We start from the raw sequence: 13,547 nt of genomic DNA, 5'->3' as shown, positions 1-13,547 counted from the left end.
GTTGTAGCATGTCTTTAACCTCGTTGGTTTGGTATTTATGGCGTCTTGACAACACATATATATCTGAATCAACGGGGTTTTTCAATGTATTTCTCTTGCAATATCCACTTTAATCGCGGATTTTGGGAAGTATGGCAGGCAATAAAAGGCTTGACATGAATTACCATCGGTTTATAATGTTACCAACGGTTACAAATTATAATATTTGAGTGCGGAGAAAGATCATGTCCCTTCCTGACAGAAACAATCCATATAATTTCAATGAATTTCTGGAATGGCGAAAAAGCGTCGATTATTATCGCGACGACCCTTTCGTTAGGCAGATAATAAAAACCTTTGCCGGTGGAGAGTTTGAAAAAAGCGACGCCGAGGCACGTGCCTTTTCGCCGCGGGTCTCCTTGCGCTGGCGGGATTTTGCAGAGCGTATTGCCTTGCCGGAGAAGCGCCCCTTCATGATGCACTATGACGGCCACCACAACCGGATCGACCGGATTGTCCGCCCGGCGGAAACGGAAATTCTTGAAAAGGAGGTTTTCGCGGAGGCTGTTTTTTCCGATAAGACATCGCCCTGGGTGAAGCTTGTCAAGATGTTTCTGCTCTACCAGAATGGAGAAGCCTGCATCGCCTGCCCCCTTGTCTGCACGGAAGGGCTGGTGATGCTTCTCGAAAAATATGCGGATTCCGAAGAAACAAGAAAAATACTTCGGCACTGCAAGGAGGGGATAAACGGCGATTATGGCATCGGTGCCCAGTATCTTTCCGAAATTCAGGGGGGCTCCGACGTTCCGGCCAATCTGCTGGAGGCTGTAGAAGAAAACGGCGTCTGGAAACTGTACGGGACCAAATTCTTCTGCTCGGCAACGCATGCCGACTACGCGGTGATTACCGCAAAACCGGCCGGTTCGGAAAAGGTTGCGCTGTTCGTTGTCCCGTCCTGGTTGCCCGGAAACAAGGCAAAGGAGATCAGAAACGGCTTTACCATCGACCGGATAAAATGGAAGCTTGGCACCAGCGAGCTTACTACCGGCGAGCTTACCTTCAACGGGGCCGTCGCCTATCCGGTGGGACCGCTCGACAGGGGAGTAGCCAATGTCGTTGGAATTGTTCTTACTTATTCAAGACTTACAGTAGGTTTAACCGCAGCTGCCTATATGACGAGAACTGTACGGGAGGCGAAGAAATATGCGGAATTGCGCGAAGCTTTCGGGACGGCAATCGGGAACTTTGCCCTCCAGGCGGAAAATATCGGCAGGCTGGATAATGCGGCCCGGCGGACAACCGCCGCCGCCTTTAAACTCTATGGTGATTTCTCATCACTGGAAGGCGGGTTAAAAACAGGGATTGCCGCCGACGAACCGGAAGTCATCAAAAAGAAACGTTTTGCCGTCCGGGAGCTGATCATGCTGCAGAAAATTACCGCCGCCCGGGATTGTACCGAGACGCTCCACGAGGCAATGTCCGTTTTCGGCGGTCACGGCGTCATCGAGGATTTTTCGGCGCTGCCCCGCCTTTACCGCGATTCCGCTGTGAATGAGCTCTGGGAAGGCCCGCGCAATGTTCTTTTGACGCAGATATATCGGGACCTCAAGCGGGTCAGGGAGTGGTACGATCCGGCGGAATTCGTCCGAGACATACTTGGGAGCGGGAGCGAAGATGTCGTCGAAAAACTGGCGGGGGAGGCCGTTGAACTGCTCGCTTATCCCGATTCAGCCGAGATAAACGCTGAAACAATTGCGCTGTGGCGGCGCTGGGACCATTTCTGCGCCGACGTCTTTCACGCTTATCAGGAACTGGCCCTTCAGGACGTGGAAAAAGGGCTATGAAAGTGCGCCGTCGCAAAGAGGGATGAAAACGAGGTTTAATTCTTTTAATAAGGAGGGTTCTATGAAACAAGGTAAAATTACGTTCACCATGTTGTTGACCATTTCCGTCATTTTTTTATTTGCCGCGACAAATATCTGGGCCGCCCAACCCGGTTTTGACGACAAGGAGATCAGGATCGCCCAGTTCGGCCCGCAAACAGGCCCGGCGGCGCCGTGGGGAGCGGTTGCCCGGGGCTCCGGTCTTCTTTTTCAGATCGTCAACGAGGAAGGCGGCATCAACGGCAGAAAAATCAAATATTTTATGAGGGATGACCAGTACAACCCCGCCCAGACCGCGGCGATTGTCAAGGAACTGGTGGAGCGCGAGGGGATTTTTGCCTTTACCGGCGGGGTTTCCAGCGCGGGAGGAAATGCCGTCAAGGGTTTTCTGGCTGAAAACAAGATCCTTTGGGTTACCCCCGGTTCCGCCGGGGTCAATACCGATGCGAAAGGGGATATCGATCCGGTCATGAATCCCTATCGCTACTACTCTTATCCGCTTTTTCAGGACGAGGCGAGTATTCTGACAAAATATCTCGTGGAAAAAATGGGATTCAAAAAGATCGGCATCCTCTATCAGAACGACTCCTACGGCAAGAGCGGCCTGGCCGGCTGCGTGCAGCGGCTTGATTCCTACAAGATGAAATTGACGGAGGCGATCCCGGTTGAACCGACTGACAAGGATCTCGCATCCCAGATACTGAGATTCAAGAATTCCGGCGTCGAGGCAGTCATGATGTGGGTCAGCCCGACCCTCGGGGTGATTGCGATGAAGACGAGCGCGAATGTCGGCTTTAAAACCCAGTGGGTCTCCAGTAACGGGCTTTCCGACTATCCGCTGATGAACAAGATAACCGGCGGCCTCTGGGAAGGGGTGATCACCGGCGCCTTTGTTCCGCCACCCGACTCGACCGACCCCCTGGTTGTCAAATACCACAAGGCGGCGCAGAGACTTGCCCCCCAGGAGCGCTGGGGCGTTTTCTATATGGCGGGCATTCAGTTTGCCGAGTCGCTCGTTGAGGCGCTCAGGCTTGCCGGACCGAATCTGAGCACGGAGAAGGTCATTGAAAAGCTGAATACTTTCAAGGACTGGAAAGGAATGGGCGGCAAGATAACCTGGAACAAAAACCGCCATCAGGGCACCGATTCGATCCAGATTCAGAAGTGCGGCCCGGGCGCAAAAGCCATTCTGCTGCAGGACTGGACCGCCAACGAACTGGCTACCTGGAAAAAATAGCGTGCAATAAGGCAAACGCCCTGCCGTTATCAATAACAGCAGGGCGTTTTTAGCTTTGGAGGGCAACATGTTTGATTTTTTGCTGACCAACGAGCAGCTCAAATTTCGGGAGGAGGTGCGGGACTTCGTCCAATGGGTTCCCCGCGAGCTTATCCTTGCCATGGACAAGGATGAAATAAAATTTCCGAAGGAATTTCTCCAGGAAGCGGGACGTCGCAACCTGCTGGGCTGCCGCTATCCCAAGCAGTGGGGCGGGCGCGGGATGGACTGGGTGACGACCGGGATGGTTCTCGAGGAGATCGGAACCTTAAGCTATGAACTTGCGTGCGTTTTTGGCGTCGGCGCGGAGCTTGTCTGCGACGCGCTTATCCAACACGGAACCGATGAACAGAAGGAGAAATACGTCAGACCTCTCTTGAAAGGGGAAATTTTTGCGGCGGAGGGTTTGACTGAACCAAGGGGTGGATCGGATTTTTTCGGAGCCGTTTCAAAGGCTGAGGATCAGGGTGATTATTTCCTCTTGAACGGTCAGAAACGCTTCATTGTCGGCGGCGAAGGGGCCGACTATTTTCTGCTGTACGCCAAAACAAATTTTGATCCGGCGACAAAGCCGCAGGCCTCCATCACCGCCTTTATCGTGGAGCGCGGTCCCGGCGTCGAAACGAAATATCTTTACAGCCTGATGGGAAGCCGCGGCGGGGGAACGGCCCGGGTTGTATTTACGGACGTCCGGGTGCCGAAGGAAAACGTCGTGGGACGCTTGAACGGCGGTTACGACATCTTCAATACGATGATGATCCCGGAGCGTCTCGGAACGGCGATCATGACGATCGGTTCCGCCCGGGTGGCCCTCGATATTGCGACCCACTATACGACGAGACGCAAGGCGTTCGGCCAAACCCTGAACTCGTTTCAGGGAGTCAGTTTCCAGATCGCGGAGGCGGCGATGCTGCTCGATGCTGCGCGTTCGCTGGGCTATGCCACCTGCCGGGCGATAGACGCCGGCGTGCCGACCGACAAGGCGAGGCGCCTGATCTCCGAGTCCAAGCGATTCATTACCGAATCGTGTCAGAAGGCGGCTCATAACTCGCTGCAGGTTCTGGGGGGGATTGGCTATACGAATGTCTTTCCGGTGGAGCGGATTTTTCGCGATATCCGGCTGGCGACGATCTGGACCGGCACAAGCGAGGTCATGTCGATGATTGTCGCCCACGAATGGTACAAAGAGGCACAAAAAAACCGGGAAACCCCGAACAGGCGCGATTACGAGGCGGATGCCGCCGAGGCGTTCGCCGCGGACGAAAAAATCTACGAATAGCCTGCTCCCCCGAGAATCGCGAACTGTGATGCAGGTTCTGAGTGCATGTGTCCGGGCGGGACGCCTCCGCCTGCCGTCTGCCGTTTTCCACAGAATAAAAAGTGATTTGCTTTGTATAATCTCTGGTGTTATCATCCCCCCTGCCTTTCTCTGGGCAGGAGTCCCTTCATCGAATCGGCCAAGAAACGCGAGGGGGCTCCTTTTACTTCCCCTCACCCTTCTTGGCTAAATCAGATTATTTGTCCGCCATTTTCTATGGCCGTGCTCAGTATGACCCTTACAGAAAATAACTTGACTTATGAAGGGTTTTAATTTACACGTTTAATCCAGTCGTCCGAAAAAAAATCTGCGCAGCCGAATTTATTTACAGGGGGGATAATATCGTGGGCAAGGTCGCCACTCTTGAGGACATCCGGAAAGCGCAAATCGCCAAGGCGGCGCTGAAAAAATTCTCGGAGCTGGGGATATGCAACACGACCCTTGACGACATCGCCAAAGAATCCGGCATATCGAAAGGCGGCATGGCCTATTACTACTCCTCCAAGGATTCTCTGGTGAAAGGGGTGTTCCAGACCTTTTTTGACGGTATTTTTCAGCGGAGCAAAGAAACCATGGCTTCCCTTCAATGTCCCATGGACAAGCTTCTCTCGTTCGGCTGGCTGTATGACGGCGGCGACCCCGATGTCAATACAGGGTACCCGCTTCTGTTCGATTTCACCTCGATGGCCGTGCGCGACGAAGAGTGCCGACACATTTACCACCAGTGGGTAAACAACTGGGTCTCCCTTCTCGAAGGGGCAATCGTCCAGGGGAATGAACAGGGCAGGTTCAGAAACGTCGATCCAGAGCCTGCGGCACGCCTGATTTCATCCCTGTATCACGGCATCGCAATGCGCTGGTATCTTGATCGCGGCACCCACTCAACCGAGTGGGCCGTTCAATCGTTCACAAAGGCAATTACCGCCCTGATGGAGGGTAATGCTTCGAAATAACAAGGAGGTGCGATATGCCGGTTTTTAAAGATGCACAGTTCATGCTGGAAATCCTGGGGGGACTTTTTCGTCTTGCCCTGCAGGATGAGACGGCGGCGCCAAAATTCAGAGAGGCAGGCGTCGTCATAAAGTTCAACATAACCGACCCGGACGGGACACTATGGGTGGATTCGGTCAACATGCGGATACTGACCGGTCCGCAGGATTTGAAGGCAAATGTCGAGATGGATTTGAGTGGCGATTCGTGCCACCAGTTCTGGTTGAAGGAGCTTAAATTGCCGATAGCCCTTGCCAAGAGAAAGATAAAGGCGCGGGGGCCGATGCCGACCATCCTTAAATTACTGCCGCTTTTGAAGCCCGCGTATGAGATGTATCCGGAAATAGCGAGAAAGAACAATCTGCCGATTCAGGGAAGTTGAATAACCGGCAAGAAAGGAGATCCCTATGAGCAGGGAAAAAGCGCAAAAACAGTTTGAAGATGACCGCAAAGAAGCCGTCCATATTGCATCGCGGCTGCTACTGGCGTCAGGGACGACCTCGCCGCGCGTCGGCGGTGTCGGGGAGTGCACGATGCATATCCTGGAAGACGAGTGCACGATCGAAGAGCTCTGTCAGGAAATCGAAAAAATGGCCGCTGAAAAAGAGAGTTGGGACTTTTTCAAGAAAGACGCCGCCGCCCTGCGGGATGCGGATGCGATCATGCTCGTCACCTCCCTGCGCAGCCTTACCGACCCCTCTGACATCAACTGCAACCTCTGCGGATATCTCACATGCGACTACATGAGAAAGGCCGACAAACTCGAACGGGTGCCGGGGGTTGCCTACACAGGGCCGCTTTGCGCGTTTCGGGCGACGAACATCTCCTACGCCGTGGGCGGGATTGTAGGGCAGGCAAGGCAACTCGGCATCGATCACGGGATTTTCTGGTCCGCCGGGGCCGCCGCCATGCGGATGGGGATACTCCCCCGGAATACCGGCTTCGCCCTTGCCGTCGGCATTTCGGTGACCGAAAAGTCTCCGTTTCGGGATGTTCCCCCCAGAAGCGATGAGATCAACGAACGAACGATGAATGACAGGATAATCCGCAGGCTCTGGCCTCAGTTCCGGTCAATTTACAGTTAGGGAGGGACTGATACGATGGAAAAAATAGAGATGGGTGAACTGATCGCAGGCGGCCTCGCCCGGGCGTTGGAGCTGATGGCCGTTGCCGCCTACACTGCCATTAAATTCGGCGACCGCAACACGATAAAGATGGCTGCCATGGGAAGCGACGAGCTGGAAACGATTTCCGAGTTCTGTTTTTCGCTCGGCGACATGTCGCCTCTTGCCGCCCGCGACGGCCGGGCGCTGCAATCGATGGTGAAGGAACCGTTTGCAATGCTGGTAATCGGCGACACGAGAAAATCCGATTTGAATTACAACTGCGGCGCCTGCGGGTATTCGACGTGCGCGGAGCTGAATCGGGCGGAAATGGTGGAGGCCCTCACCTCTAATGGCCCCTTCTGCATGTTCAAGGCGATCAATCTGCATATGGCTGCCAACGCCGCGGCTGCGGCGGCCTGGCGGCTGGGTCTCCAGTGCCGGGTATTCGGCACATTCGGGTTTGCCGCCAAGGCGATGGAGTCCATGCCCGATATCGACACCGCTGTTGCCGTAGCGGTGAGCGCCGCGAAAAACGACCCGTTCTTCGATCGCCATAAATACTGGACAAATGACTACTGGGACGAGATATTCCGCAAGGAATTCCCCACCTTTGTCCGCGGTTTTATCGGCGCCGTCGAGGAGTAGCAACGAAAATTTCAATAGGGGATGAAGTATGGGAAAAGAATATTTGAATCAGGCCATCTGCTCCCATTACGTCGAGCTGAAGGCGGACGAACAGCCCGACCGGGAGATACTGATTTTTTTAAGCGGTAATGTAGAGGAGCGCCTGACATACGGAACCATTCACGAAAATGCCAACAAGGCAGCTCGCTTGCTGCTTGATGCCGGGATAGGCAAGGGCGATAAGTACATTGTTCTGATGCACAACCATCCGGAGTTTGTTTACGCGCTTTTGGCCGGCCCTACAATCGGCGCGATGATGATCCCGATCGATCCCCGCTCTACCGGCAAGCGTCTTGAGTACTATTTTCTCAATTCCGGGGCGAAGGGGGTAATCGTCTCCGACGCCTGCCTGCCCCAGCTTGAAGAGATTTTACCAAATATCCAGAAATTAAACCTGATTTCGGTGGTTTCACGTCCGGAATCGGGGATATCGCCGACCAGCAGCCACAGCATCTTCAACGAGGCAATCGGGAATAATTCCTGGAAAAGGGTAGAGCAGCAGATATTTGACGTGCGCCAGCCGATGCAGATCATCTACACCTCCGGCACAACCGGCGATCCGAAGGGGGTCATGATCCGCAACAACCGCACCGGTGTTTACAACATCATGACCAGGCTCGTCTGGAAATACAGCCGTGACAGGGACACGCTCTATACCGGCCTTTCGCTGACCCACGGCAATGCTCAGGCGGTAACGCTTTTCCCCGCTCTCTACCTCGGCGTCAAGGCCGTTTTCACCTCCCGGTTTACAAAAAGCAGAATCTGGGACATCTGTAGAAAATACAACTGCACGTCTTTTTCGCTCCTGGGCGGGATGCTGGCCGGCATCTTCATGGAACCACAAAAGCCGGACGATCTCGATAATCCCGTAAATACCGTAATCAGCGCCGGCACCCCCGGGGTTTTGTGGGAGCCTTTCGAGAAAAGGTTCGGGGTGAAGGTCCTCGAATGGTACGGGGCGGTGGAAGGGGGCTTCGCCTACAAACCAGTCGGCAAGGGGCCAGTCGGCTCTTTCGGGAAACCGGTTCCCGGCGTCATGGAGATGAAGGTCGTCGATGAAAACGACAACGAAGTTCCTCCCGATGAAAAGGGGGAGCTTATCTGCCGGAACATCAACGGCGACACCCGGGTTGATTACTGGAACATGCCCGCAGAGTCGGAGGAAAAAACCAGGGGAGGATGGCTGAGAACCGGCGACATGGTTCACAAGGACAAGGAGGGGTGGCTGCACTTCGATTATCGCAAGGGGGCCGAGCTGCGCCGGTCGGGCGACTTTATCCAGCCGGAATACATCGAACGAATAATAGGAGAACACCCTGATATCAGCGATGTATGCGTTTACGGTATTCCCGCCGCGTCGGGCGCGCCCGGCGAAAGCGACCTTGTCGCAGCAATCACCCCCTTTGCGGGAACACAGATCGATCCGCGCTCCGTTTTCGCCAAATGTAGAAAGGAACTTCCTGTGAACTTTATCCCCTCCTGGCTGCAGGTGGTGGCGGAAATACCGAAAACCGTGTCGGAAAAAAACCTCGACAGAAAATTACGCGAGGATTTTACTTATAAAAATGGCGCTATCTACAGGTATGACGATTTCATCTAAAAACGGATAATGGCCGCACCCTGGAAACGGTTGCACTGTTTGGGGGCAGGAAAATTCAGCAACATTTGATTGGGGGGAGTGATGGGATACCAGGAACTTGCATTGCAGTTGACCGATGAACAGGTCGCGCTGAAGGAAAGCGTTCACAAGTTTGCCGTCAATGTTGTACGCCCGGCGGCAGGCGAACTCGACCGGATGACGCCGGAAGAGGTAATCCAGAAGGGCTCTCCCTTCTGGACGGTGATGAAGCAGATGTACGCGATGAAATACCACACGGTTTTGATCCCCGACGAATACGGGGGAATCGGACTGGACCCCTTGAGCCTTCATATATTCTTTGAGGAATTGTCGTACGGCAGCGCAGGCCTGACCGTTGCCTCCGGCGTGGCCTGTTTCCCCTCCTTCTACGCATCGATGCTTGCCGAGGATTATCTCACCGACAACATCATTATCCCCTACGTGAACTGCACCGATGCCTCCAATGTCGGCTGCTGGGCGATAACCGAGCCGGACCACGGCTCCGACATCCTGATGCCCGGCACGGAATTTTTTCATGACCGGAAGATATCGCACAGCATCAAGGCCGTAAAGAAGGGGGAGCGCTGGCTCATCAACGGTCAGACATCGGCGTGGGTATCCTGTGGTCCGGTTGCGACAACGGCTGCCCTGTTCGTCGGCATCGATTCGGCGCAGGGGATGGCCGGCGGGGGAATCTGCCTGATCGACCTTACCCAAAAAGGGATAAGCCGGGGAAAGCCGACCAACAAAATCGGTCAGCGCGATCTTCCCCAGGGGGAGATATTCTTTGACAACGCCGAGGTTTCGGAAGGATATATGATAATTGATCCCGAAAGTTACGAATCAATGTCCGATACGACAATCGCGATTGCCAACGCCAGCATGGGCGCGTTTTTCACCGGCGTCGCCCGTGCAGCGTATGAACTGGCCCTACAGTACGCCAAAGAGCGTGTTCAGGGGGGAAAGGCGATCGTCGCCCATGCGACCATCAAGGATAAACTCTTCGATATGTTCAGGAAGATCGAAACGGCAAGGGCCTATTCCCGGGCGGCTTTGGTTTACAACCTCAACACCACGCCGCCTCTGGTCGAGTATTCGATTGCCTCCAAGACTCACTGCACCCAGGTCGCCTTTGAAGTGGCCAATGAGGCGCTGCAGATTCACGGTGGTTACGGTCTGACCAAGGACTACCTGATCGAGAAAATTTTCCGGGATGCCCGCGCGGGACTGATCGAGGACGGCAGCAACTATTCGCTGGCGCTGGCCGCGGCTGACGCGCTCTTGAAAAGAACTGATATTAAATAGTTAACCATTCAGAGGAAAAGCAATGGATAATGTCTATATCATCGGAACGGGGATGATCCGCTTCAACAAATACCCGGAAAGAACCGTGCGCGACATGGCCGTGGAAGCCATCCTCCTTGCCCTGCAAGACGCCGGGATGGACAAAAAGGCGCTGCAGGCCGCTTTCTTTTCGAACACCTTCTGGGGGATGTTCAGCAACCAGCACTCGATCCGGGGGCAGGTGGTTTTGAGGGGGATGGGGATCGACAAAATCCCCGTTGCCAATGTCGAAAACGCCTGCGCCGGGGCAACTACCGCCCTGCATCTGGCATACACAGGCATAAAGGCCGGTATGTACGATGTCGCCCTGGCGGTGGGCTCCGAGAAGATAACCGATCCGGACAAGATAAAGTCGCTTACCGCCTATGCAACCTGCATGGATGTTGATAATTTTTTTGAACATATCAGGATGATCGAAAACGTGGGCAGCAGCTTCAAAAATATCCTGGTTCCCCCGGCCGACACCTCCGCCGGAGAGGGCCGGAGCATTTTCATGGATGCCTATGCGATGGGGGCCCGGTGGCACATGGATCGCTTCGGGACTACGCAGAGACAGCTTGCCGTTGTCTGCGCGAAAAACCACTTTCACGCCTCGCTCAATCCGATGGCGCAGTACAGAAACACGATGACCGTTGATGAGGTGCTGGCCGACAAGACCATCGCCTGGCCATTGACCAGAGCCATGTGCGCGCCCGTGGGAGATGGGGCTGCGGCCGCCGTTGTCTGCTCGGAGAGATATCTCAGGAAACTCGTCGGCGCCCGGCCGGTGAAAATCATCGCCTCGGTCATGGGGCAGGGAAGCAACCGCGAACTCGACGGAGAGGATATCGGTGAGCGCCTCGCCAAAGAGGCGTACGAAAAGGCCGGGGTCGGCCCCAAGGATATATCGGTCGCCGAGTTGCACGATGCGACCGCCTACGGAGAGCTCCACCAGACGGAGGCGATGGGTTTTTGTCCCGCAGGCGCAGGCGGGCCTTACGCGGAGTCAGGGGAAACAAAGCTCGGCGGCAAACAGCCGGTCAATACCAGCGGCGGCCTTGAATCGCGGGGACATCCGATCGGCGCTTCGGGGCTTGCCCAGATATTCGAGCTTGTTGTCCAACTGCGGGGCGAGGCGGGGGAAAGGCAGGTCGAAAACGCCCGGCTTGCCCTCTCCGAAAATGGCGGCGGCAACATCGGGGTCGAGGAGGCGGCGATGTGCGTGCATATTCTGGAAAAGGGGTGATGGACAAAAAAACGGTTTTGATTACCGGCGCGGCCTCCGGAATAGGCAGACAAACCGCGTTGCTGTTTGCAAAAAACAACTGGCATGTCGGCGCATGCGACGTAAACGGCGCCGGCCTGACACGGCTTGCCGCTGAAATGGGAACAGCGGGTGGATTTTTTCAGCAGATGGATGTGACCGAGCCGGTGAGCGTTCAACAGACAATGGACGCCTTTGCGGAAAAAACCGGCGGCAGGCTCGATGTGCTTGTCAACAACGCCGGCATCCTGAAATTCGGTTTCTTTGAAAATGTTGCCCTTGCCGCCCATCACAAAATAGTGGACGTCAACGTGAAGGGATGTCTGAACTGCGCCAGCTTTGCCCTGCCGTATCTGAAGAGAACTCCTGATTCCCGGATAATCAACATGTCGTCTTCGGCATCTCTCTATGGAGTTCCGGATCTCTCCGTCTATTCAGCCACCAAACATGCCCTGTCCGCCCTGACGGAGGCGTGGAACATAGAACTGGAAAAATACGGGATTTTCGTCTGCGACATTCGGCCTCCCTACGTCAATACTCCCCTGCTTGCCGAATCGCAGGAGGTTTACAGCATCAAGCGGCTGGGGGTGCGGCTGGGGCCTGAAGAGGTGGCCGCCGCCGTCTGGAGGGCTGCTCACCGCAAGAAACTGCACTGGAATATCAGCGCCGCCTGGGGGTTGAACGCGCTTTTGCGTCTGCTTCCCTTCAGCGCGAGGACAATCGTGAAAGCGCTGACCATGCCTTCTGACAGGGAGGTACGGGATGGAAAAAATAAATAAGTTGGCAGCGCCCCCGCTAATGATTTTCTGGGCGTAAACATCCTGCCCTGATGCTGTTGAAACAGGCGCCGCCGATTCCATGCCAAACTGGCAACTTCTTTCACGACTGACAACCAAAGCGGGGCTTTACGCCCGCAACCCATGTTCTTTAAGTCGCCTCCAGAGAATCATTGTCCAAGTTATCTGTTTACAGAAACTTTTTGCCGTACCGGAAAAATTTCCTGTCTTTTTCGGCAGGATTTCAGAAGTAAGTCGCTAAATCCAGCGTCTCCTCACCCTTCAAAGGGGTGGCCGATTTGAATCGGAATCTACCAAATTGGTGATGCATTTTCATCTTAAATACTTGGGTTGCGGGCGTCAGCCCGCGTTAGTAAAAATTAAATTTCCCGTTGACTGCGTATTCCGGCGCAAGCCGCCACCCGATTCCGATTCAAGTCGCCACCCGATTCCGATTGATTCCGCCATGGGAATCCGATCCATTCCGCCACCCCCTGGAAGAGGGTGAAGATGACGCTGGATAAACCCAATGAAAGCCGTTAGAGCTCTCGGGAAAAACCCGGGAGGTCAAAATGACGGCAGAAAGGTTATCCATGCGTACCATAAGAGAAGTTCTCCGGCTGAAGTGGGAGAAGAAGTTATCCAACAAACAGATCGCCAAAAGTTGCAACATTGCCTGCAGCACTATCCGGGACTAACTGGCGCGCGCCCAGCGCGCCGGCCTGAGTTGCCTCCTTCGTCCGATCTGGACGACGGTTCTCTGGAGGCTCTGCTGTTTCCATCCGCGCCGGAAGAATCTTACGGGAAGCGGGAACTGCCGGCAATGGAGTACATCCGCAAGGAACTGACCCGCAAAAATGTGACCCTTCGCCTCCTGTGGATGGAATACAGAGAGAAAAACCCGGAGGGGTATCAGTACAGTCAGTTCTGCGAGCGCTACCATCAGTGGAGCGACAAGCTTGACGTCAGCCTTCGCCAAACCCACCGGGCCGGGGAAAAGCTCTTTGTCGATTATGCCGGCCAGACGATCCCGGTAACGGATCCGGTTTCCGGACAGACCAGAGAGGCGCGCCTGTTTGTCGCCGCCCTGGGCGCCAGCAGCTACACGTTTGCCTGGGCTTCTTTCTCCGAGGATCTTCCCTCCTGGATCGAGGCCAATGTCCGAGCGCTTAACTTCTTTGGCGGCGTTCCGGAGATCCTTGTGTGAGCACGGCCACAGAAAATGGTGGACAAATAATCTGATTTAGCCAAGAAGGGTGAGGGGAAGTAAAAGGAGCCCCCTCGCGTTTCTTGACCGATTCGATGAAGGGACTCCTGCCCAGAGAAAGGC

12 protein-coding genes are annotated in these 13,547 nt (G+C 54.8%); all 12 read left to right on the top strand.

Going from position 1 to position 13,547, the window contains the following annotated elements:
* Window positions 1–224: 224 nt before the first annotated feature.
* The 12 genes from K0B01_13595 to K0B01_13540 all read left to right on the top strand — a co-directional run bounded on the left by K0B01_13595 (window position 225) and on the right by K0B01_13540 (window position 13,424).
* Window positions 225–1,823: an acyl-CoA dehydrogenase family protein gene (locus tag K0B01_13595; GenBank protein ID MBW6487174.1), complete on the top strand. Its 1,599-nt coding sequence runs from the start codon at window positions 225–227 to the stop codon at window positions 1,821–1,823.
* A 61-nt stretch (window positions 1,824–1,884) separates the two neighbouring features.
* Window positions 1,885–3,099 carry an ABC transporter substrate-binding protein gene (locus tag K0B01_13590; protein ID MBW6487173.1) on the top strand — a complete coding sequence of 405 codons (1,215 nt, stop codon included), beginning with the start codon at window positions 1,885–1,887 and terminating at the stop codon, window positions 3,097–3,099.
* Window positions 3,100–3,166: 67 nt separating this feature from the next.
* Window positions 3,167–4,417 carry an acyl-CoA/acyl-ACP dehydrogenase gene (locus tag K0B01_13585; protein MBW6487172.1) on the top strand — a complete coding sequence of 417 codons (1,251 nt, stop codon included), beginning with the start codon at window positions 3,167–3,169 and terminating at the stop codon, window positions 4,415–4,417.
* A gap of 383 nt (window positions 4,418–4,800) precedes the next feature.
* A complete protein-coding gene (locus K0B01_13580) occupies window positions 4,801–5,409 on the top strand; it encodes a TetR/AcrR family transcriptional regulator (GenBank protein MBW6487171.1) in 609 nt (202 codons plus the stop codon).
* Window positions 5,410–5,423: 14 nt separating this feature from the next.
* A complete protein-coding gene (locus tag K0B01_13575) occupies window positions 5,424–5,828 on the top strand; it encodes an SCP2 sterol-binding domain-containing protein (GenBank protein ID MBW6487170.1) in 405 nt (134 codons plus the stop codon).
* A 25-nt stretch (window positions 5,829–5,853) separates the two neighbouring features.
* A complete protein-coding gene (locus K0B01_13570; protein ID MBW6487169.1) occupies window positions 5,854–6,531 on the top strand; it encodes a hypothetical protein in 678 nt (225 codons plus the stop codon).
* 15 nt (window positions 6,532–6,546) lie between these two features.
* On the top strand, window positions 6,547–7,197 hold the full coding sequence (locus tag K0B01_13565) for a hypothetical protein (protein ID MBW6487168.1): 651 nt from the start codon (window positions 6,547–6,549) through the stop codon (window positions 7,195–7,197).
* Between the two features lie 28 nt (window positions 7,198–7,225).
* The gene (locus tag K0B01_13560) at window positions 7,226–8,836 is read left to right on the top strand and encodes an AMP-binding protein (GenBank protein MBW6487167.1); all 1,611 of its coding nucleotides are present in this window, start codon (window positions 7,226–7,228) and stop codon (window positions 8,834–8,836) included.
* A gap of 81 nt (window positions 8,837–8,917) precedes the next feature.
* Window positions 8,918–10,159 carry an acyl-CoA/acyl-ACP dehydrogenase gene (locus tag K0B01_13555; GenBank protein MBW6487166.1) on the top strand — a complete coding sequence of 414 codons (1,242 nt, stop codon included), beginning with the start codon at window positions 8,918–8,920 and terminating at the stop codon, window positions 10,157–10,159.
* 22 nt (window positions 10,160–10,181) lie between these two features.
* Window positions 10,182–11,423: a thiolase family protein gene (locus K0B01_13550; protein ID MBW6487165.1), complete on the top strand. Its 1,242-nt coding sequence runs from the start codon at window positions 10,182–10,184 to the stop codon at window positions 11,421–11,423.
* Window positions 11,396–12,220: an SDR family oxidoreductase gene (locus tag K0B01_13545; protein MBW6487164.1), complete on the top strand. Its 825-nt coding sequence runs from the start codon at window positions 11,396–11,398 to the stop codon at window positions 12,218–12,220. The genes K0B01_13550 and K0B01_13545 overlap by 28 nt, the downstream gene beginning before the upstream one ends.
* Window positions 12,221–12,944: 724 nt before the next feature.
* The gene (locus K0B01_13540) at window positions 12,945–13,424 is read left to right on the top strand and encodes a hypothetical protein (protein MBW6487163.1); all 480 of its coding nucleotides are present in this window, start codon (window positions 12,945–12,947) and stop codon (window positions 13,422–13,424) included.
* The last annotated feature ends 123 nt before the right edge of the window (window positions 13,425–13,547 follow it).

The organism is Syntrophobacterales bacterium, from assembly GCA_019429105.1.
Taxonomy (GTDB): Bacteria; Desulfobacterota; Syntrophia; order Syntrophales; family UBA5619; genus DYTH01.
Note: the sequence above shows the minus strand (reverse complement) of the source record. Positions and strands in the feature narration are given on the sequence as shown.

Excerpts from the sequence above, each read along its gene's own strand:
- K0B01_13585 (MBW6487172.1), top strand. The coding sequence starts at position 3,167 with ATGTTTGATTTTTTGCTGACCAACGAGCAGCTCAAATTTCGGGAGGAG.
- K0B01_13575 (MBW6487170.1), top strand. The coding sequence starts at position 5,424 with ATGCCGGTTTTTAAAGATGCACAGTTCATGCTGGAAATCCTGGGGGGA.
- K0B01_13590 (MBW6487173.1), top strand. The coding sequence starts at position 1,885 with ATGAAACAAGGTAAAATTACGTTCACCATGTTGTTGACCATTTCCGTC.
- K0B01_13565 (MBW6487168.1), top strand. The coding sequence starts at position 6,547 with ATGGAAAAAATAGAGATGGGTGAACTGATCGCAGGCGGCCTCGCCCGG.
- K0B01_13595 (MBW6487174.1), top strand. The coding sequence starts at position 225 with ATGTCCCTTCCTGACAGAAACAATCCATATAATTTCAATGAATTTCTG.
- K0B01_13570 (MBW6487169.1), top strand. The coding sequence starts at position 5,854 with ATGAGCAGGGAAAAAGCGCAAAAACAGTTTGAAGATGACCGCAAAGAA.
- K0B01_13550 (MBW6487165.1), top strand. The coding sequence starts at position 10,182 with ATGGATAATGTCTATATCATCGGAACGGGGATGATCCGCTTCAACAAA.
- K0B01_13560 (MBW6487167.1), top strand. The coding sequence starts at position 7,226 with ATGGGAAAAGAATATTTGAATCAGGCCATCTGCTCCCATTACGTCGAG.
- K0B01_13555 (MBW6487166.1), top strand. The coding sequence starts at position 8,918 with ATGGGATACCAGGAACTTGCATTGCAGTTGACCGATGAACAGGTCGCG.